Annotated in this window: 22 protein-coding genes; 18 read left to right on the top strand and 4 right to left on the bottom strand. The window is 66.4% G+C overall.

Annotation, left to right across the window (positions count from 1 at the left end):
- From ABIB38_RS14470 to ABIB38_RS14460, 3 genes are read left to right on the top strand one after another with little or no spacing between them, the layout of a single operon-like run.
- A complete protein-coding gene (locus tag ABIB38_RS14470; RefSeq protein WP_429204858.1) occupies positions 1–438 on the top strand; it encodes an antitoxin Xre-like helix-turn-helix domain-containing protein in 438 nt (145 codons plus the stop codon).
- Positions 439–441: 3 nt separating this feature from the next.
- A complete protein-coding gene (locus ABIB38_RS14465) occupies positions 442–1,128 on the top strand; it encodes an RES family NAD+ phosphorylase (protein WP_429204857.1) in 687 nt (228 codons plus the stop codon).
- 11 nt (positions 1,129–1,139) lie between these two features.
- Positions 1,140–1,460: a DUF2288 domain-containing protein gene (locus tag ABIB38_RS14460; protein WP_429204856.1), complete on the top strand. Its 321-nt coding sequence runs from the start codon at positions 1,140–1,142 to the stop codon at positions 1,458–1,460.
- A 141-nt stretch (positions 1,461–1,601) separates the two neighbouring features.
- Here the strand turns inward: ABIB38_RS14460 and ABIB38_RS14455 are convergent, their stop codons facing one another.
- Complete coding sequence (locus ABIB38_RS14455) at positions 1,602–3,584, bottom strand: bifunctional 2',3'-cyclic-nucleotide 2'-phosphodiesterase/3'-nucleotidase (RefSeq protein WP_429204920.1); 1,983 nt, start codon at positions 3,582–3,584, stop codon at positions 1,602–1,604.
- Positions 3,585–3,665: 81 nt separating this feature from the next.
- On the opposite strand from ABIB38_RS14455, the gene ABIB38_RS14450 reads away from it, so the two are divergent.
- The 4 genes from ABIB38_RS14450 to lysS all read left to right on the top strand — a co-directional run bounded on the left by ABIB38_RS14450 (position 3,666) and on the right by lysS (position 7,124).
- Complete coding sequence (locus tag ABIB38_RS14450) at positions 3,666–3,857, top strand: hypothetical protein (protein ID WP_429204922.1); 192 nt, start codon at positions 3,666–3,668, stop codon at positions 3,855–3,857.
- Positions 3,774–4,878, top strand: a protein-coding gene (gene prfB, locus ABIB38_RS14445) for a peptide chain release factor 2 (RefSeq protein ID WP_429204854.1) whose coding sequence is annotated in 2 segments (ribosomal slippage) — positions 3,774–3,854 and positions 3,856–4,878 — 1,104 coding nt in all. Because the reading frame shifts where the segments join, the coding sequence is not laid out codon by codon here. Before ABIB38_RS14450 ends, prfB begins: the two co-directional genes overlap by 84 nt.
- 14 nt (positions 4,879–4,892) lie before the next feature.
- A complete protein-coding gene (locus ABIB38_RS14440; RefSeq protein ID WP_429204852.1) occupies positions 4,893–5,558 on the top strand; it encodes an HAD family hydrolase in 666 nt (221 codons plus the stop codon).
- A gap of 27 nt (positions 5,559–5,585) precedes the next feature.
- Positions 5,586–7,124, top strand: coding sequence for a lysine--tRNA ligase (gene lysS / locus ABIB38_RS14435; RefSeq protein WP_429204850.1), 1,539 nt, complete (start codon positions 5,586–5,588; stop codon positions 7,122–7,124).
- Between the two features lie 102 nt (positions 7,125–7,226).
- On the opposite strand, the gene ppnN is transcribed toward lysS, so the two are convergent.
- On the bottom strand, positions 7,227–8,633 hold the full coding sequence (gene ppnN, locus ABIB38_RS14430; RefSeq protein ID WP_429204848.1) for a nucleotide 5'-monophosphate nucleosidase PpnN: 1,407 nt from the start codon (positions 8,631–8,633) through the stop codon (positions 7,227–7,229).
- Between the two features lie 264 nt (positions 8,634–8,897).
- Here ppnN and ABIB38_RS14425 point away from each other — a divergent pair, with 264 nt between their 5' ends.
- Positions 8,898–10,403: a peptide MFS transporter gene (locus tag ABIB38_RS14425; RefSeq protein ID WP_429204847.1), complete on the top strand. Its 1,506-nt coding sequence runs from the start codon at positions 8,898–8,900 to the stop codon at positions 10,401–10,403.
- 87 nt (positions 10,404–10,490) lie between these two features.
- Here the strand turns inward: ABIB38_RS14425 and ABIB38_RS14420 are convergent, their stop codons facing one another.
- On the bottom strand, positions 10,491–11,384 hold the full coding sequence (locus ABIB38_RS14420) for a LysR substrate-binding domain-containing protein (protein ID WP_429204845.1): 894 nt from the start codon (positions 11,382–11,384) through the stop codon (positions 10,491–10,493).
- A gap of 105 nt (positions 11,385–11,489) precedes the next feature.
- On the opposite strand from ABIB38_RS14420, the gene ABIB38_RS14415 reads away from it, so the two are divergent.
- Positions 11,490–12,401 (top strand): NAD-dependent epimerase/dehydratase family protein, encoded by a 912-nt coding sequence (locus tag ABIB38_RS14415; RefSeq protein WP_429204843.1) that lies wholly within the window; start codon positions 11,490–11,492, stop codon positions 12,399–12,401.
- 64 nt (positions 12,402–12,465) lie between these two features.
- Here the strand turns inward: ABIB38_RS14415 and ABIB38_RS14410 are convergent, their stop codons facing one another.
- A complete protein-coding gene (locus ABIB38_RS14410) occupies positions 12,466–14,736 on the bottom strand; it encodes an OPT family oligopeptide transporter (RefSeq protein ID WP_429204842.1) in 2,271 nt (756 codons plus the stop codon).
- Positions 14,737–14,945: 209 nt separating this feature from the next.
- Here ABIB38_RS14410 and ABIB38_RS14405 point away from each other — a divergent pair, with 209 nt between their 5' ends.
- The 9 genes from ABIB38_RS14405 to ABIB38_RS14365 all read left to right on the top strand — a co-directional run bounded on the left by ABIB38_RS14405 (position 14,946) and on the right by ABIB38_RS14365 (position 24,082).
- Positions 14,946–17,369: a penicillin-binding protein 1A gene (locus ABIB38_RS14405; RefSeq protein ID WP_429204918.1), complete on the top strand. Its 2,424-nt coding sequence runs from the start codon at positions 14,946–14,948 to the stop codon at positions 17,367–17,369.
- Between the two features lie 261 nt (positions 17,370–17,630).
- Complete coding sequence (locus ABIB38_RS14400; protein WP_429204841.1) at positions 17,631–17,990, top strand: DUF1428 domain-containing protein; 360 nt, start codon at positions 17,631–17,633, stop codon at positions 17,988–17,990.
- A 133-nt stretch (positions 17,991–18,123) separates the two neighbouring features.
- A complete protein-coding gene (locus ABIB38_RS14395; protein WP_429204840.1) occupies positions 18,124–18,516 on the top strand; it encodes a phosphonate transporter in 393 nt (130 codons plus the stop codon).
- A gap of 7 nt (positions 18,517–18,523) precedes the next feature.
- Positions 18,524–19,342 (top strand): PAS domain S-box protein, encoded by an 819-nt coding sequence (locus tag ABIB38_RS14390; protein ID WP_429204839.1) that lies wholly within the window; start codon positions 18,524–18,526, stop codon positions 19,340–19,342.
- Positions 19,332–21,095, top strand: coding sequence for a putative bifunctional diguanylate cyclase/phosphodiesterase (locus ABIB38_RS14385; RefSeq protein WP_429204837.1), 1,764 nt, complete (start codon positions 19,332–19,334; stop codon positions 21,093–21,095). The genes ABIB38_RS14390 and ABIB38_RS14385 overlap by 11 nt, the downstream gene beginning before the upstream one ends.
- Positions 21,096–21,206: 111 nt before the next feature.
- Positions 21,207–21,467, top strand: a complete 261-nt coding sequence (locus tag ABIB38_RS14380; RefSeq protein ID WP_429204836.1) for a hypothetical protein — start codon at positions 21,207–21,209, stop codon at positions 21,465–21,467.
- Between the two features lie 202 nt (positions 21,468–21,669).
- Positions 21,670–21,936 carry a hypothetical protein gene (locus ABIB38_RS14375; protein WP_429204834.1) on the top strand — a complete coding sequence of 89 codons (267 nt, stop codon included), beginning with the start codon at positions 21,670–21,672 and terminating at the stop codon, positions 21,934–21,936.
- A 115-nt stretch (positions 21,937–22,051) separates the two neighbouring features.
- Positions 22,052–23,095: an HDOD domain-containing protein gene (locus ABIB38_RS14370; protein WP_429204833.1), complete on the top strand. Its 1,044-nt coding sequence runs from the start codon at positions 22,052–22,054 to the stop codon at positions 23,093–23,095.
- Positions 23,096–24,082: a 5'-nucleotidase gene (locus ABIB38_RS14365; protein ID WP_429204831.1), complete on the top strand. Its 987-nt coding sequence runs from the start codon at positions 23,096–23,098 to the stop codon at positions 24,080–24,082. It abuts the gene before it with no gap.
- The last annotated feature ends 48 nt before the right edge of the window (positions 24,083–24,130 follow it).

Raw genomic sequence — 24,130 nt, 5'->3', positions numbered from 1 at the left:
ATGAGCGTGGCCTATGCCTATCCCAAGAGCCGGTTCGAGCCGGCGACCCTGGTCGATCTCCATTCGCGGGCCGAGCGCGAACGGCTGTCGCCATCGGCGCTGAAAGGTTTTTTCCGGCTGGCGGCGGCCTGGAACCTGCGCGACGACGATGCGCGCGAACTGCTCGGCGGCCTGTCATCCTCGGCGTTCTATGACTGGAAAAAGCACCCGGACCGGGTGCTGGAAGTCGACCGCATCACCCGCATCTCCTACCTGCTCGGCATCTATAAAAGCCTGCACATCCTGTATGGCGACAAGCTGGCCGACGAATGGGTCCAGCTGCCCAACACCAATCCCATCTTCGCCGGCCGCACGCCGCTCGCCTTCATGCTCGCTGGCGGCCTGCTCGCGATGCAGGGCGTGCGCCGCCTGCTCGACGCCCGGCGCGGCGGCCTGTGATCGATGGCCAAGCTGAGTCCGCGCCTGACCCTGCTGCGCCAGAACGATACCTGCCGCCTGATCCCCTCGCGCTTCGCCGACATGGAAAACTCGGTGCTGGCGCCGCTGGCCGAGGACGACGACGTGCTGCGCGACCTGTTCGACCTCGATAACGCCACCAACGACCGCCTGCGCGGCGAGTCCGGGCTGTTGCCGGGCATCGGCATGGACGAGCTGGTGTTCGGCGTGCCGAACTTCCGCATCGTCAACGCCGCCTTTACCTATGCCCGCCCCGAGGGCAGCCGCTTCAACGACGGCGAACGCGGGGCCTGGTATTGCGGCTTCGATGCCGCGACCTCGCTGGCCGAGGTAGTCTTTCACAAGACGGTGGAATACGCCGAGATCGGCCGCTTCGACGACAGCGTCTCCTACCAGTGCCTGCTGGCCGATTTCAGCGCCACCTTCCATGACCTGCGCGGCATCGCCGCCTACGAGGATTGTCTCGATCCAGGCAGCTACGTCGCTTCGCAGGCCCTGGCGCACGACTTGCTCGACGGCGGATCGATGGGCGTCATCTACCCCAGCGTGCGGCATCCGGCCGGCACCTGCCTGGCCTGCTTCCGGCCGGCGCTGGTCGGCAATGTGCGCAAGGCGCAGACCTATCGGTTAACATGGGCGGGTTCGCCGCATCCTGCGGTCGAGATTCTTTGAACAGATTCACGATGAAAACCAAACCCGAGAAAGACACCGAACTGCACGACAAGATCAACCGCGAGACCGGCCGCGTCAAATGGAGCGAGCTGCAGCGCCACTTCGCCAGCGGGTCGGTCATCTGGGTCAGCGAAGCGCTGGACCTGATCGAGGTCGCCCTGCGCATCGCCCACGACGACCGCGACAGCGTGACGCGCTGGATGACCGACGGCAGCGTGGCCAAGGTCAGCGACGCGCAGGCGCAGGGCTGGCTGGAGGCGGATGAAATCTTGTGGGCGTCGGTGGTGAGCCCGTTCGTGCTGGTGCAGGCCGAGAAGAAGCAGCTGCATTGAACGTCGTCGCGACATTCAATACGTCGTCCCCGCGAAGGCGGGGACCCAAGTGTGCCTGCTTATCGGATCTTCAAGCGCAGTCTCAACGCTAACGACTTGGGTCCCCGCCTGCGCGGGGACGACGGTTCATGGGGTAACGAATTACTTCGACAGGTCCACCGCATACAGCGCCGTGCCCTTGCCGCTGCCATCGTCGGCCTTCAACTGGCTGACGTTGTCGATTCCCGCCTCGCGCGCCAGCCCGACCAGCTCCGGCGCCGAGCGGAACACCACCGGCCCGGCCGTTTCTACCCGGGCGAAACGCCAGCTGCGCGCCGCGCCGTGGGCCTTGCGGCCCAGTTCCTTCGCACCGCGGATGTATTCGATCAGGATGTCGCGGTTGTTGTCGGGCGAGGCCAGCACCACATTGCCGCCGTCCAGGCCCGGGAAGCCGCCGCCACCGCTGGCGCGGTAATTATTGGTCGCCACCAGGAATTGCTGCGTCGGCGCGACCGGCTTGCCCTGGTAGGTCAGCTTGCGGATGCGCTCGCCCGGCGCGCGCGTCACGTCGATCTCGTAGCGCACGTCGGGCGAGGTGATGGTGTCGAAGTTAAAGCTCGGGAAGCGGCTGTTGACCAGCTCCTGCGCCTCTGGCTTCGCAGGGTCGATGGTGTTGAAGCGCCCCGCCGCCGTTTCCAGCCACGCCTTCAGGCCCGCGCCGTCGACCTTGACCGCGTACAGCGAGTTCGGGAACAGGTACAGGTCGGCCGCGTTGTTCAGGGCGAGATCACCGGCCGGCACGTCGGTGTAGTCGGCCACGGTCGGAAAGCCGGCCTTGAACGGCGCCGTCACCGACAGCACCGGCAGGCTGGCGTATTGCGGCAGGTTGGCCTGGACGTACTTGCGGACATAGTCGGCCTGCGCGCGGTTGACCACTTCCAGCGCCGACGGATCGCCCACGTCGGCGAAATAGGTCGTCATGCGGAAAGCCGACCTGCCCACCGGCGTCCTGACGTAGGCGATGGTCGCCTCGTGCTCGGCGCGCACCAGCGCCGTCACTTCGGGATCGGGCTCGACGAAGGTTTTAGGAGCGGTCTGGGTCGAACGCGCTTCGACCACGGTCTTGTCCTTTTCCACCGTCCAGCGCTTGCCGTCCGACTTCAGATGGAGTCGAACCACGCCCAGATGCTTGCCCCACTGGCTCGGCATCACGGCCGGCACGCCGTGCACCAGGCCGCGCGCCTTGTCCACGCCCGGCAGGTTGAACTGGGGCACGCTGCTGTCCTTGTTCGGGAACAGCTGGTGCGAATGGCCCATCAGCACCACGTCCACGCCCGGCGCCTTGGCCAGGTGCCAGTTGGTGTGTTCCATCTTCGGTGAATAGGCGGCGTCATCGAGGCCCGAATGGCCCAGCACCACCACCAGTTCGGCGCCCTTCGCGCGCATTTCGGGGATGTAGCGCTCGGCGCTGGCCTTGATGTCGACCGGCTCGACGCGGCCCGCGAGCCAGCGCTTGTCCCAGGCCATGATCTCGGGCGGCGTGAAGCCGATGATGCCGACCTTGACGGTGCTCTCGACCTGTTTGCCGTCCTTGCCGGTCGCGACGATCTTCTTGTCGATGATCTTGTAGGGCGCGAACAGCGGCTGGTTCGTCTGCAGGCTGTGGATGTTGGCCAGCACGATCGGGAAGTTCGGCCCGGCGCAGGGCCTGGCCTGCGGCGCGACGTCCTTGACCTGGAAGCTGCTGCCCGTGACTTGGTTCAGGAACGGCAAGCCGTAGTTGAACTCGTGGTTGCCTACGGTAGCCCCCTCGTAGCCGAGCGCGTTCATGATCCTGTAGATGCCCAGCACCTGGTCGCAGCCCGGCGGTTTCACGAGCGCCTGGTAGTCGGCGAAGGCCGTGCCCTGGATCGTGTCGCCATTGTCGAGCAGCAGCGTGTTGGCGAATTCCTTGCGCGCCTGCCGGATCAGCGTGGCGGTGCGGTCCAGGCCGATCGAGGCGTCCGGCGCCAGCTTGTAATAGTCGTAGCCGACCACGTTCGCATGCAGGTCGGACGTCTCGAGCACGGCCAGCACGGCGGTCGAACCGCTCGGGGCCTGGGCGGCGTGGACGGGAAGGATGAGCAGCAGCGGCGCGCAGGCCATGCCAATTTGGTAACGCAGGGAGCGGTTCATGAGCAGTTCTGGATACAGGACGGGGCCGATGATACGGCAGCAGCCACGGCCGTGGCAATCCATACGGCGTCGTCGGCGCAGTGGTCAGCGCAGGCATTGGCGCCGTCGTCGGGTATAATCCCCGGTTCGATTCAACCAACCAATGAGACTGCCGAGACCATGGAAGCCGAACGCATCAACGCCATTTCCGCCCTGCTGAACGACCTGACCGGTCGCGAGGCCGAACTTCGGAGGTATCTTTGACTTCGATAAGAAGTCGGAGAAACTAGAACAGGTCAACCAGGAGATGGAAGACCCCTCCATCTGGAACGACCCGAAGAAAGCCCAGGAAATGGGCAAAGAGAAGAAGGCGCTGGAAGGCGTCGTCCTCGTGCTCGAGAAGGCCAAGGCCGACCTGGCCGACGCCAGGGACCTGTTCGACATGGCGCGCGAGGAAGGCGACGACGACACCATGGAAGCGGTGTCCGGCGACCTGGACGAAGTGCAGAAGATCATCGAGGCGATGGAGTTCCGCCGCATGTTCAGCAATCCGATGGACCATGCGAACTGCTTCATCGACATCCAGGCCGGCGCCGGCGGCACCGAAGCCCAGGACTGGGCCTCGATGCTGCTGCGTCAATACCTGCGCTACTGCGAACGCAAGGGCTTCAAGGCCGAGATCCTCGAACAGTCCGACGGCGAGGTCGCGGGCATCAAGACCGCCACCATCAAGGTCGACGGCGAGTATGCCTATGGCCACCTGCGCACCGAGACCGGCGTGCACCGCCTGGTGCGCAAGTCGCCGTTCGACTCGGCCAACGGCCGCCATACCTCGTTTACCTCGCTGTTCGTGTATCCGGAAGTGGACGACTCGATCGAGATCGAGATCAACCCGGCCGACGTGCGCATCGACACCTACCGCGCATCGGGCGCGGGCGGCCAGCACATCAACAAGACCGATTCCGCGGTGCGCCTGACGCACGGCCCATCGGGCATTGTGGTCCAGTGCCAGAACGACCGTTCGCAGCACCGCAACAAGGCCGAGGCCTGGGACATGCTGCGGGCGAAGCTGTACGAACTCGAACTGCGCAACCGCATGAGCGAGCAGCAGAAGCTCGAAGACTCCAAGACCGACGTCGGCTGGGGCCACCAGATCCGCTCCTATGTGCTCGACCAGTCGCGCATCAAGGACTTGCGCACCGGCTTCGAAACGGGCAACACCAAGAACGTGCTCGACGGCGACCTGGACGACTTCATCTCCGCATCCCTCAAGCAGAACGTCTGACGAGGCAGAACCCGATGACCGCACCCGAGCGCGCGCTGATCTTCGACATGGATGGCACCATCGTCGACAACATGGACTTCCACACCCAGGCGTGGATCACCTTCTTCGCGCGGCGCGGGCAGGTCATCGAGCCGGACGCTTTTTTTCGCGACACGGCCGGGCGCCAGGGCAAGGAAATCCTGCGCCATTACATCCGCGACGATCTCGCCGACGACGAACTGGCAACGCTCAACCACGAGAAGGAAGCGCTGTACCGCGAGCTGTACGGCCCGCACCGCCGCACGATTGCCGGATTCGACGCCTTCATCGAGGCCGGCCGCGCGCGCGGCTGGAAACTGGCGGTGGCCACGTCGGCGTCGCCCGGCAGTGCGCGCTTCATCCTGGACGAGATGGACTTGAGGCCCCGCTTCGACGCGGTGGTGGTCGGCACGGTCGACGTCCCGCGCGGCAAGCCGCATCCTGACGTCTTCCTCAAGGCGGCCGACCGCTGCGAGACGATGCCGGCCGGGTGCATCGTGTTCGAGGACGCGCCGCTGGGCGTGGAAGCGGCGCGCCGCGCCGGCATGCGCGCGGTGGTGCTCACCACCACCCTGCCGCCTGATGCCTTCGCCGAGTTCGACAACGTCATCGCCGTCGTCAACGATTTCACGCAGCTGGACGTTGAGACCCTGCTGGCCTGAACCAACCAACACCAGAATCACACAATAATGAATATCGAAAACCAAGAACAGGCTCCGCTTCCGGCGCTTGACGAAAACAAGATCATGGCCGAGCGCCGCGCCAAGCTGGGTGCGATCCGCGAGAAAGGCGTCGCCTTCCCGAACGACTTCGTCCCGCAGCACAAGGCCGCCGACCTCGTGGAAACCTACGGCGGCAGGACCCGCGAAGAGCTGGAAGCCGAACCGGTTCCGGTGGTGCTGGCCGGCCGCATGATGCTGCGCCGCGAAGCAGGCAAGAAGGCCGCCTTCGCCACCCTGCAGGACAGTTCCGGCCCGGCCGCGGCGGGCCGCATCCAGGTCTACATCGCCCTCGACAACGCCGGCGAGGAAGCCATGGAAGCGCTGCGCAGCTACGACCTGGGCGACATCCTGGGCGTCGAGGGTGTGCTCTTCAAGACCAAGACCGACGAGCTGACCGTCAAGGTGACCACGCTGCGCCTGATCACCAAGGCGATCCGCCCGCTGCCGGACAAGTTCCACGGCCTGGCCGACCAGGAGACCAAGTACCGCCAGCGCTACGTCGACCTGATCATGAACGAAGAGACGCGCCGCACCTTCAAGGCGCGCACCGCCGCGATGTCGTCGATGCGCCGCTTCATGGAAAAGAACGGCTTCATGGAAGTCGAGACCCCGATGCTGCACCCGATCCCGGGCGGCGCCGCGGCCAAGCCGTTCATCACCCACCACAATGCGCTGGACATGGAAATGTACCTGCGCATCGCGCCGGAACTGTACCTGAAGCGCCTGGTGGTGGGCGGCTTCGACCGCGTGTTCGAGATCAACCGCAACTTCCGCAACGAAGGCGTGTCGGTCCGCCACAACCCGGAATTCACGATGATGGAATTCTATGCGGCCTACACCGACTACAAGTGGATCATGGACTTCACCGAGCAGGTGATCCGCCAGGCCGCGATCGACGCCCAGGGCAGCGCCGTGCTGAGCTACGGCGGCCGCGAGCTGGACCTGTCGAAGCCGTTCCAGCGCCTGACCATCGTCGAGGCGATCGACAAGTACGCGCCGGGCTACACCCCCGAGCAGCTGAACGACGCCGAGTTCATCAAGACCGAGCTGAAGACCAGGTTTGGCGTCAAGCCGTTCGCCACCGCCGGCCTGGGCGCGCTGCAGCTGGCGCTGTTCGAAGAGACCGCCGAGGCCCTGCTGTGGGAACCAACCTTCATCGTCGACTACCCGGCCGAGGTCTCGCCGCTGGCGCGCGCCTCGGACACCCGTGAAGGCGTGACCGAGCGTTTCGAGCTGTTCATGGTGGGCCGCGAGATCGCCAACGGCTTCTCGGAGCTGAACGACCCCGAAGACCAGGCCGCGCGCTTCCTGGCCCAGGTGGCCGCCAAGGATGCGGGCGACGACGAGGCGATGTTCTACGACGCCGACTACATCCGCGCGCTGGAATACGGCATGCCGCCGGCCGGCGGCTGCGGCATCGGCATCGACCGCCTGATGATGCTGATCACCGACTCGCCGAACATCCGCGACGTGCTGCTGTTCCCGCACTTGCGCAAGGAAGACTGACGCAAGGAAGTTTGACGCAAAAAAGCCGCCGATAGGCGGCTTTTTTCATGCGCACATGCGCAGCCTACTTCACCCGCACGCCGTATTAGGGCAGCGGGCCGTTTATTGCACGATGGTATAACAAGGCGTATACGCCTTGCCCGGCAATTTCATGCGGCTCTGCTCGACGAACGACGCCAGCAGCGCATCCATCGGCCCCATGATCTCGGACTCTCCGTGGATCTCGTACTTGCCGTACTGCTCGATCGCGCGGATCCCCTCTTCCTTCACATTGCCCGCCACCACGCCGGAGAATGCGCGGCGCAGGTTCGCCGCCAGCAGGTGCGTGGGAATGCCGCGGTGCAGGTCGAGGTTGCGCATGTTCTCGTGCGTCGGCTTGAACGGCTTCTGGAATTCATGGTCGATCTTGAGCCGCCAGTTGTAATAATAGGCGTCGCTGTGCGCCTTGCGGAAGGCGCGCACCTCTTGCACGCCGGCCTGCATGGCGCGCGCCACCCCGTCCGGGTCGTCGATGATGATCTGGTAGCGCCGCTGCGCCTGTTCGCCCAGGGTCACGCCCAGGAAAGCGTCGATCTGGGTGAAGTAGTCGCGGCTTGACGCCGGCCCCGTGAACACCAGCGGGAACGGGATCTCGGCATTGTCCGGGTGGAGCAGGATGCCCAGGATGTACAGGATCTCTTCGGCGGTGCCGGCGCCGCCCGGGAACACGACGATGCCGTGGCCGGTGCGCACGAACGCCTCCAGGCGTTTTTCGATGTCCGGCATGATCACCAGGTCGTTGACGATCGGGTTCGGCGATTCGGCCGCGATGATGCCAGGTTCGGAGATACCCAGGTAACGCCCGTTGCCGAGGCGCTGCTTGGAGTGGCCGATGGTGGCGCCCTTCATCGGGCCTTTCATGGCGCCCGGTCCGCAGCCGGTGCAGATATCCATCTCGCGCAGGCCCAGCGCATAGCCGACCTTCTTGGTGTAGTTGTACTCGATGCGGCTGATCGAATGGCCGCCCCAGCACACCACCAGGTTGGGATTCCTGTGCGGCTGCAGCACGTTGGCGTTGCGCAGGATATGGAAGACGGCGTCGGTGATGCCCTCGCTGCGGGTCAGGTCGAATTTGGGGTTGTCGGTGACGTCGAAATTCACGAACACGATGTCGCGCAGCACCGAGAACAGGTGCTCGTGGATGCCGCGGATCATCTTGCCATCGACGAAAGCATTGCCCGGCGCGTTGCGGATGTCGAGCTTGATGCCGCGCTCGCGCTGCAGGATGCTGATGTCGAAGGACGCATAGCGCTCCAGCAGCTCCTTGCCGTCGTCGATGTCGCTGCCGGTATTGAGCACGGCGAGCGCGCACTTGCGAAATACGTCGTACAGGCCGGCCTTGCCGGTTTCCAGCAGCTTGGCCACTTCGGCCTTCGACAGCACTTCGAGCCGGCCTTGCGGCGAAATCAGGGTGTCGACCAGTTGCAGGCTTTCGGGTGAAACGAGTGTATCGACTACGTCGTGGGTCATGGTCCTGTTTTCCTCTTCTCTCTAAGTAACGTTACGGCCTTTACAGCAATATACGCCAAACCGCGGCAGTTTGCGCCTGATCCGTGCCCCACAAATGTGAGTCTAGCGGGGTGCAGTGCACCATCTTCGACCCGTCATAACACACGGGGAAAAAACTTTCTTGTGATGAAGAATATGCACTAGAATGCCTGCCTATTGGAATGTTCGGCCTACGAACTAGTCCATTCTCTATTACTCTGTCACTACATTTTCGGGAGGAACCGCATGAGCGGTGCAGCTACTACACCCGCCAGCCGACCTCTTCCAGAATTCAAGCAGATCATGGGCCACCCAGCACCGCTGTGGATGCTGTTCATGACCGAATTCTGGGAGCGCTTCGCTTTCTACGGCATTCGTTGGGCACTCGTCCTTTACATCGTTGCCCAGTTCTACGGCGGTGACGCGGCCGGCCAGGCCGACGCCAACCTGACCTACGGTTCCTATCTCGCGCTGGTGTATGCCGGCGCCGTCTTCGGCGGCTATGTCGCCGACCGCATCATCGGCTACCAGCGTTCGATCCTGGTCGGCGCCATCTTCATGGCCGCCGGCCTGTTCATGATTTCGGTCCCGAACCACGACGTCTTCAAGCTGGGCCTCGCGACCATCATCGTCGGCAACGGCCTGTTCAAACCGAACATCTCGACCATGGTCGGCCAGCTGTATGCGCTGAACGACACCCGCCGCGATTCCGGCTTCACCATCTTCTACATGGGCATCAACGTCGGCGCCTTCTTCGCGCCGATCCTGACCCAGATCCTGGCCGAGAAGGTGTTCGGCACCCAGGCCATGCCGTCGTACAAGATCGTGTTCCTGGCCTCGGGCATCGGCATGCTGATCTCGCTGTTCTGGTTCTACGTCGGCCGCAAGTCCCTGAAGGGCATCGGCGCGCCGATCGGCGACCTGGCCAATCCGAAGCGCCTGGTCTTCACGGTCGTCGGCGCGCTCCTGGTGATCCCGGTCATGTACCTGCTGCTGCAGGCGGGCGCCAACAACCTGCAGATCCTGTTGACCATCCTGTTCATCGGCCTGGCCGCAATGCTGGTCATGGAAGGCATCCGCGAGGGCAAGGTCGCGCGCGACAAGACCTGGGCCATGATGATCATCTTCTTCTTCAACATCCTGTTCTGGTGCTTCTTCGAGCAGGCCGGCAGCTCGTTCACCTTCCTGGCCGACAACATCGTCGACCGCGACTTCGGCGGCTGGACCTTCCCGGTCGCCTGGTTCCAGTCGGTGAACTCGGTCGCGATCATCGTGTTCGCGCCGATCATCGCCGCGATCTGGGTGTGGCTGGGCAGGCGCAACGCGAATCCGTCGATCCCGCGCAAGTTCGGCCTGGGCCTGGTGTTCAACGCGCTGGCCTTCGGCCTCCTGATGTACGCGCTGTCGCAGCTGATCAACGACAACGGCAAGATCCCGTTCTGGACCCTGTTCGCGGTCTACGTGATCCAGTCGATCGGTGAGCTGTGCCTGTCGCCGATCGGCCTGTCGATGGTGACCAAGCTGGCGCCGACCCGCCTGGTGGGCCTGGGGATGGGCGGCTGGTTCCTGTCGACCGGCATCGGCAACAACCTGTCGGGCATCTTCGCTTCGCACGTCTCGGGCGATTCGGGCATGTCGGTGGCGTCGGCACTGGGCGGCTACAGCTTCGGCTTCTGGTCGCTGCTGGGCGGCGGCGTGCTGCTGCTGCTGCTGGCGCCGGTGATCCAGAAACTGATGCACGGCGTAAAGTAAGCGCGTCCTGCTCCAACGCAAACGGCGGCCCGCGGGCCGCCGTTTGTCGTTCCGGCGCGCGGATCGGCCAGCACGGATCGGCAAGCACTAATCGAGATGCGCGCGCATGGCCGCCATCTCGGCCACCATCCACTCGCGAAAGCGCCGCACCTTGAGCATGTGCTCCTTGTGCGGGTTGGCGAGAAAACGGTAGCCGTTCGCGAACGGCATGCTGCGGCAGGGGATCAGGCGCAGCGCGCCGGAAGCGATGTCCTGGTACGCGATCCCGTACGGCACCAGGGCCACGCCCTGCCCCGCCACCGCGGCCTGCACCAGCACGCCCCAGTGGCTGTAGGCGCGCGAGAAATCGTATTCGCCCCTGAGTGCGCGGTTCTCGTTGAGCAGTTGCAGCCAGGCCTCGGGCGAGTGCACGATCAACAGGCGGTGCCGGTCCAGATCGGCCAGGGTCAGCGCCGCCTGGCCCGGCGCCAGCAGGTCCGGGCTGTAGGCCGGCACCAGCCGCTCGCGAAACAGCACCGCCGGATCGGCATCCAGAACGGGGCCATAGCGGATCGCGACGTCGGTGCTGTCGGCCTGCAGGTCGACCGGCGCGTCGTTCGAATCGAGCCGGATGTCGAGTTCCGGATACAGTTTCGTGAAACGGTGCATGCGCGGCACCAGCCACTTGATCGCGAACGAGTGGGTAGTGGCGATGCGCAGCACCGCTTCTTCGTCGCCGCTCTGCAGCGCGCTGACCTTGGCGCGCAATTCGCCCAGCATGCGGGCGGTGGCGATCGCCAGCTCCTGGCCCTTTTCGGTCAGCGCGATGTGGCGCGGATGCCGCACGAATAGCGCGAACCCGATGGTTTCTTCCAGCTGTTTTACCTGAAGGCTCACGGCCGCCGGCGTCTTGTGCAGCTCGTGCGCGGCCAGCTTGAAACTGCCCCAGCGCGCGGCGCACTCGAAGTCGATCAGGCCGGACAGGCTGCGCAAGGCCTTCACCGCAACCTCATGGATAAGTTTTTCTTAGTCATTGGTGTGATTTTTTCTCGGTTGATGAATTGTACTGCTCCGAGGAAAATAATAATGATCACACAAGGAAGCACCATGCCCAAGAATATTCTCGTGATCGGCGGAACCCGGTTTTTCGGCAAGCTGCTGGTGCAGCGCCTGGTCCGGGCCGGCCACCACGTCACCATCGCCACCCGCGGCTACGCGCCGGATCCTTTCGGCGCGCGCATCGCGCGCGTCAGGGTCGACCGCCGCAACGAGCACGCCATGCGCGCCGCCTTCGGCGGCGTGAAGTTCGACATCGTCTACGACCAGATGTGCTACTCGCCGCTCGACGCGGCCATCTCGAGCCGCGTTTTCGGCGGCAACGTCAAGCGCTACGTCATGACCTCGACCATCGATGTCTACCGCGCGCTGGAGCCGCAGTCGCAGGCCTTCGACGAGGATGCGCTCCACGTCGACGCCCAGCCGATCGATGCCTCCTATCCATGGCACGACCCGGCGCACGCGGTCGACAGCTACGTCGCCGGCAAGGTGCAGGCCGAGGCTTACCTGTACCGCGCCGGCAGCATGCCGGTGGTGACCGCGCGCCTGGGCCACGTGCTGGGCGGCCCGGACGACTTCACCGGCCGCCTGGCCCATTACGTCGACCTGGTGCGCCAGGGCGCCGCCCTGCCGTACACCAGCGCGAAGGCGCGCACCTCCTTCCTCGAGGCGCGCGAGGCAGCCGACTTCCTGGTCTGGGCCGGCGCCCAGGACTTCACGGGACCAGTGAACGCGGCATCCGACGGCGCGCTCTCGGCCAGCGAACTGCATGGCCGCGTGGCGGCGGCGCTGGGCGTCGCGGCGCGCACGCGCAAGGTCGCCGCGGGCAGTCCGTCGCCGTTCGACCTGCTCACGCCGCTGATGCTCGACACCGGCCGCGCGCGCGAACTCGGCTACCGCTTCAGCCATGCCGACGACTGGATCGACAGCACGATCCGCCAGCACGACCTGGCCTACGTCTAGTCCCCATCCCTTTAAAGCGACGACGCCGGCTCCCAGCCGGCGTCGTCGCTTGCGCCTGGCGCTGTTACGCCTTCCCGGTCTTCTCGCGCGCCACCCAGTACAGCAGCAGCACGATGGCGCCATACGGAATCATGCTGAGCCAGTTCGCGCTCGCGCCCGCGAAGAACGGGTTCGAGGCCTGGGCCCAGGCGCCGACCGCGGCGTCGAAATCGGTGAACACGCCGGCCGTGATGGCGATGATGATGCCCGCCAGCGCGCCGCCGGCGATATAGCCCGAGGCCAGCAGCACGCCCGCGCTGCGGTCGCCCGCCGCCTGGCGCTCTTCGTCGTTGAAATGGGCGTTGTGCGGCAGCTTGTTGTTGCGGCGATCGGCCAGCCAGCGCACGGTGCCGCCGATCGCGATCGGCAGCGTTGCCACCAGCGGCAGGTAGACGCCGACCGAGAACGCCAGCGAGGCGATCCCCGCCATCTTCAGCACGATCGCGATCATCACGCCAAACAGCACCAGGGTCCACGGCAGTTCCTGGTCCAGGATGCCCTTGATGATGTACGACATCAGGACCGCCTTCGGCGCATCGTATTTCTTGACTTCGGTGCCGTCCGGACGCGTATTGTGGTGGCCGTTGATGCCTGGGTCGACCAGGTACACCACCTTGCCCGCGGCGTCGACGAAGTACTTGCCGGCCGGGCCGCCCACGGTGTCCGTCTTGTGCCAGACCTTATAGGTGTTCGGGTCATCCTTGGCCTGCGGGCCCTGCAGCTGCGCGGTGTCGGTCAAGGTCGCGGCGTCGACCGTGAGGCCGGGCGCCACCTGCGCCGCCGGCACGTAGACGGTGCCGGCTTCGTTCAGCTTGAGCAGGATCGGGCCCAGGATCAGGGCCGAGGCGAAGGCGCCGCACAGGATCGCATACTGCTGCATGCGCGGGGTGGAGCCGACCAGGTAGCCGGTCTTGAGGTCTTGCGAGGTGGTGCCGGCATTGCTGGCGGCGATGCAGACGATGGCCCCGACCGACAGCGCGGTCACGTAGTACTGGCCGCCGGTCCAGCCCATCACCAGGAAGATCAGGCAGGTGAACAGCAGGGTCGCCACCGCCATGCCCGAGATCGGGTTCGACGACGAGCCGATCTCGCCCGTCAGGCGCGACGAGACGGTGGCGAACAGGAAGCCGAACACCAGGATCAGCACCGCCCCCAGCACGTTCATGTGCAGCGGCGCGGCCAGCGAGATGATGGCGATGATGGCCAGGCAGCCGATCACCACCCACTTCATCGGGATGTCGCGGTCGGTGCGCAGCGACACGTCGCCCTTCGACCCCTGCCGGACGCCGGCCAGGCCGCCGCGCAGGCCGTTCCAGATCGTCGGCAGCGAGCGCGCCAGCGAGATCAGGCCGCCGGCCGCCACCGCGCCGGCGCCGATATACAGGATGTACGAGGCGCGGATGTCGTCGCCCGTCATGTCGCGGATCGGGATCGTGGCCGGCGCCAGCGGCGCGCTCGCCAGCTCGCCGAAGAACTTGATCATCGGGACCAGGAGGAGCGAAGCCAGCACGCCGCCGGCGGCCATCGTGTAGGCGATGCGCGGGCCGATGATGTAGCCGACGCCCACCAGTTCGGGCGACACCTCGGCGCCGATGCTGCCGGTCTTGAGCGGCGCGCCGAACTCGAAGTTGATGGTGTCGCGCCAGCCCTTGAACGACACGCTCAGGGTCTTGTACAGGATGCCGATGCCGAAGCCGCCGAAGATCAGCATCGCGCGCCGTTTCGCCGTCTTGATGGCGTCGCTGCCTTCCGCGCTCGCCGCGTCGCGCACTTCGCCGGCAGCCTCGCGCGAGACGTCGGTGGCGGCGGCCTTGAGCACCTCGGCGCAGGCCGTGCCTTCCGGGTATTTCAGTTCGCGGTGCTGGTCGACGATCAGCGTGCGGCGCAGCGGGATCATCATCAGGATGCCGAGCAGGCCGCCCAGCACCCCGACCAGCATCACGCGCGAGATCTCGAGGTCGAAACCGAGGATCATGATGGCCGGCATGGTCACGCCCAGGCCGAAGGCCAGCGATTCGCCGGCCGAGCCGGCGGTCTGGGCCACGCTGTTCTCGAGGATCGTCGATTCGCGCGCGCCGAGCTTCTTCGCCATGCCGAACAGGGTGATCGCGATCACCGCCACCGGGATCGAGGCGCTGACCGTCAGGCCCACCTTCAGCACCAGGTAGAGCGAGGACGCGCCAAAGATCATGCCCAGGATGACGCCCATGATCAGGGCGCGCGGGGTCATCTCGGGCAGCTGGGCGCTCGCCGGGATATAGGGCTTGAAGCCGGCCGGTTTCGAATCGAATGGCATGGATTTCCTTCGTGGCTGACGCGGCCCGCCGCGCCGCGGACGGGTCCAAGGCGAGAATATCGCACATGCGCGAACGGAAGGAAAGTGCAGACGCGGTGCGCCGCGCAAAGCGGATTATAATCGGCCGCTCCTGGCCCACAGCGCGGCCGCACCGCGAAAGTCCAGCAGTGAGCGATACCAACAAGCAGTCCAGCAACACCCTGTTCGGCATGAAGCGCCTGCACGCCTTCATGCTCATCGCACTGACCGCGATCATGCTGCCGATCGCCGGCGCCGCCGTCTACGTGATGACGGCGATCCTGCCCAAGGTGCCGCCGATCGACGCCGTCCTTGATTACCGTCCCAAGATCCCGCTGCGGATCTACACGGCCGACAATGTGCTGATCGGCCAGTTCGGCGTCGAGCACCGCGACTTCGTGCCGATCGCGAAGATCCCTCCGACGATGAAGGCCGCCGTGCTGGCGATCGAGGACACGCGGTTCTATGACCACGGCGGCATCGACTTCATCCGCGCGCTGGGCGCGGCGCGCGCCAACCTGCGCGGAGGATTCCGGCAAGGCGCGTCGACCATCACGATGCAGGTGGCGCGCAACTTCTTCCTTACCAACGAGAAGACCGTCACGCGCAAGCTCACCGAGATCGCGCTGGCCTACAAGATCGAGGACAACCTCACGAAGGACCAGATCCTCGAGCTGTACATGAACCAGATCTTCCTCGGCCAGCGCTCCTATGGCTTCTCGAGCGCCGCGCGCAGCTATTTCGGCAAGACCCTCGAACAGCTCACGCTGGCCGAGACCGCGATGCTGGCCGGCCTGCCGCAGAACCCGGCGCGCACCAATCCGGTGTCCAATCCCAAGCGCGCGCAGGCGCGCCAGCACGCCATCCTCAAGCGCCTGCTGGAACTGGGCGAGATCAACGAGTCCCAGTACCGCCAGGCCCTGGCCGAACCGCTGCGCGTCAAGCGCGATGCCGGGCAAAGCTTCGACACCCGCGCCGAGTACGTGGCCGAGCTGGCGCGCCAGGTCGTCTACCAGCAGTTCGGCGAAGAGGCGTACACGCGTGGGATCACCGTGACCACCACCATCCTGGCGGCCGAGCAGAACGCGGCCTACGATTCGGTGCGGCGCAACGTGCTGGCGTACGACCAGCGCCATGGCTATCGCGGCCCGGAGGCGCGCATCGAGTTGCCGCAGCAAGCGGAGGAGCGCGAGGAAGCGATCGTCGAGGCGCTGCAGAAGCGCCGCGCCAGCGACGGCCTGCTGGCGGCGGTCGTGCTCGCGGCAAGCCCGCAGGAAGTGCTGGTCGCCACGCTCTCGGGCGACGACGTCGCCATCCGCGGCGCCGGACTCAGGTTCGCAGCCGCCGCACTGTCGCCCAAGGCGCGCGAGAGCGTCAGGATCACGCCGGGCGCCGTGGTCCGCATCAGCAAGCGCACGGACCCGGGCGCGGACGGCGCGTGGGCCATCACCCAGGTGCCACAGGTGGCCGCGGCCTTCGTCGCGATCGACGCCGACACCGGGGCCTACCACGCGCTGGTGGGCGGCTTCGACTACAACCTGCAGAAATTCAACCACGTGACCCAGGCCTGGCGCCAGCCGGGATCGAGCATCAAGCCTTTCGTGTACTCGGCGGCGCTGGAAAAAGGCTACTCGCCCACCACCCGCATCCTGGACCAGCCGATCGAACTGCCCGGCGCCACGCTGGAGACGCCCTGGACGCCGCAGAACGACGACGGCGTGTTCGACGGCGAGGTGTCGCTGCGCCAGGCGCTGGTGAAATCGAAGAACGTGCCGACGGTGCGCGTGCTGCGCGCCGTGTCGGTCGACTTCGCCCACCAGTACCTGGAGCACTTCGGCTTCGACCTGGCGCGCCATCCGAAGAACTACACGATGGCCCTGGGCACCGGCGCCGTCACGCCGCTGCAACTGGCCGGCGCCTACGCGGTGTTCGCCAATGGCGGCTACCGCGTCCAGCCCTACCTGATCTCGCGCATCCAGGACGGCAACGGCGCCGTCATCCTGGAGACCAGGCCGCCGCAGGCGAAAAACGAAGCCAACCGCGCGGTCACCGCGCGCAACGCCTTCGTGGTCGACAGCATGCTGCGCGACGTGGCCCGCATGGGCACCGCTGCCGGAGCCACCAGGCAATTGGGGCGTCAAGATCTGGCCGGCAAGACCGGCACCACCAACGACGCCGTCGACGGCTGGTTCGCCGGCTATGCGGGCAACGTGGTGGCGGTGTCGTGGATGGGCTACGACGAACCGCGTTCGCTGGGCGGGCGCGAGTTCGGCTCGACGCTCGCCATGCCGATCTGGATCGACTACATGCGGGCGGCCCTGGCCAAGGCGCCGTCGGTGCAGCGCACCCCACCCGAGGACGTGGTGCACGACGGCGCGGACTGGATCTACCCGGAATTCATCGATGCGGGCGAAACGCGCACGATCGACATCGCGCGCGCGCCGCTGGAAGCGCCGCTGGAGCTGCCGTCGGACATCCCGCCAGGCAGCCAGGAAGTGCCGCCGGACGCCTCGCCGTTCGACGAACGGCCGGCGATCGAGGCCTTGCCGCCGGTCGAGCCGGCCCCTGCGCCGGCACCGCCTCCTCCGCTTCCCGTGTACAACCCCTTGTGGTAAGCCGTATGGTAATCTCACCAGCCGGGCGCCACGCCGCTCGGCGGCAAGCTTGATCTGCGGCGCCTTTCGCGCGTGCTGAGCGGCCGCGGGAAGGAAACTTGATGGCGGTGTGCCGGTCAGAATGGGGGCAGTCCGCGCGTTTCTCAGCAATACTTCTCAGCAATACTTCTCAGCAATATGTTTCTGCAATAATTCTCAGCAATAATTTTCAGCAACACCCTACGCATCACTTCATGCATCACCTCATTCCAGGAGATCATCATGGCGTATGTCGACGGTTTTGTCCTTCCCCTTCCCAAGTCGAAGCTCGACGAATACAAGGTCCAGGCCGAGCTTGCGGGCCGCGTCTGGCGCGACCACGGCGCGCTCGAATACCGCGAGTGGATCGCGGACGACGTCAAGCCGGGCGAACACACCTCGTTCCCACAGAGCGTCAAACTGGAAGACGGCGAGACCGTCATCCTGGCCTGGGCAGTGTATGAGTCGCGCAGCCACCGCGACGCCGTGCTGGAGAAAGTGATGAAAGACCCGCGCATGGCCGAGATGATGAAACCGGGCGGCGTGCCCTTCGACGGCAAGCGCATGTTCTTTGGCGGATTCGAGAATCTGGTTGACTTGTAGTCTCCGGGTGTGTCGGAAAAACACGTAAACGAGAAAATGTTGTGTGAAAAGGCGCGCACGATTGACACTGCGCCTTTTCACATGCCAACATATATTTCCAAAATTCAATAATCTCGCTCCGGCATCCGACACCATGACCGTTACGCCCCTCTCCTTCGACGCGCCCGACCTCGCTGCCCGCCTCGACCAATGCACACCGGAACAGCTCGACGCGCTCGACTTTGGCGTCATCGGCTTCGGCGCCGACACCAACGTCTCCCTCTACAACGCCTTCGAATCGCAGGCGGCCGGCCTGTCGCCCCAGCGGGTGCTGGACCAGCCCCTGTTCACGAACGTCGCGCCCTGCATGAACAATTTCATGGTGGCCCAGCGCTTCGAAGACGCCCACGAGGCTGACAGCGCGCTGGACGACACCATCGACTACGTCCTGACCCTGCGCATGCGCCCGGTCAAGGTCGCGCTGCGCCTGCTGTCGAACCCGGGCGCGAGCCAGCGCTACGTGCTGGTCCAGCGCCAGCCGCGGTAAGCCCTGCATGAGCCGGGATCCCAATGAATTCGGCGCCGAGTACGAGGCGCTGATCCAGTTCCTGTACCTGGCCCCGGTGGGCCTGGTGCAGGCGAACGTCCAGGGCGACGTCACCATGATGAACCCGGTCGCCGCCCAGCTCCTGATGCCGCTGTCACACGACGGCGGCCTGGACAACCTGTTCACGGCCCTGGCCGGGGTCGCGCCCGAGCTGCGCGAGCGCACCGCCCGGCACGGCGCGCCTTACGGCAAGGTCTGCGACGGCTTGCATGTCTACCTGGAAGCCGGCGCCGGCGCCAAGCGCACGCCGCAGATCCTCGCGCTGACCCTGCTCAAGCTCGATCCCGAACGCGTCATGGCGGTGATCCACGACGTCACCGACCAGGTGCGGCGCGAGCGCCGGCTGCGCCAGAACGACGCCTGGCTCAATGCCATCCTGGCCGGGGTCCAGGACTACGCCCTGGTGAGCCTGGACCTGCAGGGCCGGATTTGCGACTGGAACCCGAGCATCGGGCGCGTCACCGGTTTCGGTCCCGACGCCGTGGGCCGGCCGTTCACGATCTTCTACCCGACGGACGCGATCGCGCTCGAGTACCGCCAGGACCGCCTGCGCGAAGCCGACGCCAACGGCTGGTCGCTCGACGAGGGCCGGCGCCTGCGCGCCGACGGCGGCGTGTTCTGGGGCAGCACGCTGGTCGCGCCGCTGCCGGAGCGCGATCCGCTGCCCGGCGAAGCCGACGGCGCCGCCTACTGCCTGATCCTGCGCGATCTCGGCCAACCACAGGAGGCGGCCACCCGCTTCCAGGAGAACGCCCATGCAGCATGAACCAGTCGATGCCTATGAAACGCTGGTGCAGTTCCTGTACCGGGCCCCGATCGGCCTGGCGCAGACCACGCTCGACGGGTCGGTCGAGATGCTCAATCCGATGGCCTCGAACCTTCTGATGCCGCTCGCCACCGACGCCGGCCTGGACAACCTGTTCGACGTGCTGGCGCCGGTCGCGCCGCAGCTGCCGGCCATGGTCGAGGCCTTCATCGAGCCTTCCGGCATGATCTGCGAGGGCCTGCGCCTGCCGATCGGCGTGCACCACGCCGCCAGCGGCTCGCTGCAGGTGCTGTCGCTGAACCTGACGAAGCTCGATCCCGAGCGCCTGATGGCCACCGTGGCCGACGCCACCTTCGAAGTCCAGCGCGAGCAAGAGATGCTGTCGCGCCGCCTGCGCAGCGCCGCCCGCACCGACAGCCTGACCCGCATGCCCAACCGCGCGGCGGTGCACGACGAGCTGCAGCGCCTGCTGGCGCAACCGCAGGACGGGCACGGCTTCGCGATCCTGACCCTGAACTTCGACCGCTTCCGCCAGCTCAACGACAGCCTGGGCCAGGCCGGCGGCGACCAGCTGCTGATGCACGTGGCCGACCGCCTGCGCGGCGCCCTGCGTCCGCCCCCCACCATGACCGAGCCGGCCGCCCGCAGCGGCCAGCTGGCGGCGCGCGTCGGCGGCGACGAATTCGTCGTGCTGCTCGAGGGCCTGCGCGCGCGCCTTGATGCCGAGCGGGTCGCGCTGCGCCTGCTGGAAGCCCTCGCCCATCCCTATGTGATCGGCGGCCTCGAGATCGTGTGCAGCGCCAGCCTGGGGCTGGCCTGGGGCCCGGATGCGGCGGCCCTCGGCGAACACGATCCCGACAGCCTGCTGCGCGACGCCGGCATCGCGATGGTCGAGGCCAAGCGCGCCGGCGGCAATCGCCACGCGGTGTTCGAGGCCAGCATGCGCGAGCGCGCCGCGCGCCGCGCCGACATCGAGGCCGACCTGCGCCAGGCCCTGGCCGAGGAACAGCTGTTCGTGGTCTACCAGCCGGTGGTGCGCCTGCTGCCGGACGGCGGCGTCGACCGCGCGGCCGGGGTCGAGGCGCTGGTGCGCTGGCGTCATCCGCAGCGCGGCGTCGTGCCTCCGGTCGAGTTCATCCAGGTGGCCGAAGAATGCGGCCTGATCGGCGCGCTGGGCGACTTCGTGCTGGCGCGCGCCTGCCGCGACTTCATGGACTGGCAGGCGCGTCTCGGCGACGCCGCGCCGCGCCTGATGGCGGTCAACCTGTCGCGCGCGCAGCTCGGCCAGGCCGGCTGGGTCGCCAGCGTCGCCGCCGTGCTGCGCACGACCGGCATGCCGCCCGCCAGCCTGCAGCTCGAAGTCACCGAGAGCCTCGCGGCCCAGGACCAGGATACGCAGGTGCGCCTGCACGAGCTCAAGGCGCTTGGCGTCAAGCTCGCGCTGGACGATTTCGGCACCGGCTATTCGTCGCTGTCGAGCCTGCACCTGCTGCCGGTGGACACGGTCAAGATCGACCGCTCCTTCGTGTGCCTGGCCGACACCAGCTTCCACCACCGGGTCTTGATCGAAGCGACCGTCAAGGTGGCCCAGAGCCTGGGCATGACGACCGTGGCCGAAGGCATCGAGACCCGCGCGCAGCTCGACGTGGTGCGCGAACAGCGCTGCGACAAGGTGCAGGGCTATTATTTCAGCCGGCCATTGCCGGCGCTCGAGCTGCTCGACTGGCTGGCGCAGGAGACGATCGCAGCTTGACACCCGAGCCCGCACACGGTGGATTCCTACACGGGTAACCGACGTGTTCCTATTCTCGCGCGCCCATGCCGTTGCGAAAATGAAAACACTCAAGTACTCAAGGAGACCACCATGAAACGCACCGTTCAAAGCGCAGTTCTCGCTGGCATGATGGCTTTCGGCCTGGCTGCCTGCAACACGACCGACACCACCACCGGTTCGATGAGCGGCTCGAGCGCCACCGACTCGACCATCGGCAGCGGCGTGCAAACGCCCAGCACCACCGGCGGCGCCAACAGCTGGCCCTCGGGCGCCAACGGCGCCAGCGGCGTAAATGCCGCATCCGGCACCACCAGCAACAACGAAACCACCGACAGGCCAGTCAGCCGCTGACCTGCCCGGCGCATGCGGGATGCCGGGACTGCCCCAGGCTCTCCGCATGCCTTTCCCGCCGATACGCAGGAGCGCGCTCGCGTTGGCCCTCGCCGCGCACTATCTGTGAGTGCGGTCCTACACGTATTGACGTCCTGTTCCTATTTCATGCGTAAGGCTGACCTCGCATGATGACCTCACTCACCAATCAAGGAGAAACGCGATGAAGACATTCCAGACCGTTCTACTGGGCGGCATGATGGCCTTTGCCCTGGCCGCCTGCAACACCACGGACACCAATGGCGCCACCAGCGGCTCGTCCACGATGGGCGCGACCCAAGCCGGTTCGACCGGCAATCCGACCGTCGACGCACAGATGGGTATCAGCACGAACGGCGCGCAGAACACCGGCCCGGCGAACGCCACCGGCAACGCCTCCACCCCGACCAATACCGGTCATACCACCACCGGCTCGAACAACGGCCAGTAAGCGTGAAGCAGCCAAAGGCCCGGCGCCGCGCGAGCGGCGGCCGGGCCGTTTGCATTGAAGCCAGACGTTCACGATAGAATGGACGCATGTCCTCTTTCCTGAACCTCGCACGCCCATGAAATGCTGGCTCGCCCGCCTGTTCGGCACGCGCGAAGCGGACCATCCGGCCGCCGCCGATTCTGCCACCAAGTCTGCGGCCGGTTCTGTCACCGTCCCTGCCGCCGTCCCTGCCGCCGTCCCATCCGGCATCGACGGTGACCGTCCGGCCCTGGATTCCGGGTTGGCCGAGCCCAGCCTCGACCTCGACCTTGCCTTTTTCCACTGGCTGGCCGGGCCGCACGTTTCCGGGCAGCCCGCCCCCGACGGCCCCGTACTCGACGAGCTGGCGCGGCTGTCCCGCGATCCGCACGGCGCGGCGGCGCTGGTGCCACGCGTGCCCGCCGTGATTCCGCAACTGCTGCGCAGCCTGCGCGAAGACGATGCCGGCGCCGGCGCGCTGGCGCGCCAGCTGGCCCGAGACCCGGTGCTGGTCGCCGAGGTGATCCGCGAGGTGAACAGCCCCTATTACCAGCCCGCGTCCCCGATCCGCAGCCTCGAAGGGGCCGTGCTGCTGCTCGGCCGCAACGGCCTGCGCATGCTGCTGGCGCGGGTCGCCTTCCGTCCGATCATCAGTCACCAGACCGGCCCGCTGACGCGGCTGCTTGCGCCGACGCTATGGCGCCAGTCCGAACTCTGCGCCCAGGCCGCGGGCCTGCTGGCGCCGCGCCACGGCGCCGACCCCTTCGAGGCGTATCTGGCGGGCCTGATGCACAACGTCGGGCTGATGGTGGCCTTCCGCGTGGTCGAGCAACTGCTGCCGCCGGGCGCCCTGCCCGACGGCGACGCCTTCGGCACGCGCCTGGTGGCGGCGGCGCGCCTGATCTCGGCCCGTATCGCCGACGGCTGGGAGCTGCCGCCGGCGATCGGCCACGCGATCGCGCACCTGGGCGACGCCGGCGCCCTGCCGTCCGTGCTGTTCGATGCCGACCGGCTGGCCAAGCTGCACCTGCTGGCCGGCGGCGGCCAACCCCTGTTCGTGCGCGCCGTGCTCGCGCTGCCGCCGGAGGCGCGGTACGTCTACGATCACCTTCTCGCACAAACCGAGCGACAGGACGCCTGAATGCCATTTCCCATCGAAGAAAAACTCGTGATCGGCGTCGCCTCCAGCGCGCTCTTCGACCTGTCCGAATCGCACCAGGTCTATCTCGAACATGGACCCGACGAATACCGCGCGTACCAGGAGCGCCAGCGCGACGTCGTGCTCGCGCGCGGCGTGGCCTTTCCGTTCATCCGGCGCTTCCTCGGCATCAACAAGTGTTTTCCACGGCAGGCGCCCGTCGAAGTCGTCCTGTTCTCGCGCAACTCGCCCGAGACGGGGCTGCGCGTAATGCGCTCGATCGCGCACTACGGGCTCGACATCACGCGCGCGGTGTTCATGACCGGCAAGTCGCCCTACCCCTACCTGCCGGCCTTCAACGCCGCGCTGTTCCTGAGCGCGAACGAGGAAGACGTCAAGCGCGCGATCGACGTCGATTATCCGGCCGGCCTGGTGCTGCCTTCCCGCATCGCCGACGAGGACGACGACGTCGAGCTGCGGGTGGCCTTCGACTTCGACGGCGTGCTGGCCGACGACGAATCCGAGACGGTCTTCAAGCGCGACGGCCTGGGCGAATTCCACGCCCACGAGACGCTGCATATGGCGCGCCCGCATCAGCCCGGTCCGCTGGCCGGCATGTTCCGCAAGCTGGCCATGCTGCAGCAGCTCGAAAAGGACGCCGAGCGCGACGACCCGGACTACCGCCGTATCGTGCGCATCGCCATCATCACGGCGCGCAGCGCGCCCGCGCACGAGCGCGTGGTCACCACCCTGGGCAGCTGGGGCGTCTCGGCCGACGAGACCTTCTTCCTGGGCGGGATGGACAAGAGCCGCGTGCTGTCGGTGTTCAAGCCTCACATCTTCTTCGACGACCAGCTGGCCCACCTGAACGCCGGCCCAGGAGGCACGATCCCGATGGTGCACGTGCCGTTCGGGGTCGCGAACCGGCGCGCGGCCGATGCGCGGCCCGACGCCGTGCCCGGAACATCCCCCTACCCAAGCGGCCGATAACGTCGAGCCCGGCCACGGCGCGCGCGAAGGCGGTGCAGTGCGCCTTCG

Origin of the sequence: Massilia sp. UYP11 (genome assembly GCF_050434805.1) — a bacterium.
In the GTDB taxonomy this organism is placed as follows: domain Bacteria; phylum Pseudomonadota; class Gammaproteobacteria; order Burkholderiales; family Burkholderiaceae_D; genus Telluria.
Note: the sequence above shows the minus strand (reverse complement) of the source record. Positions and strands in the feature narration are given on the sequence as shown.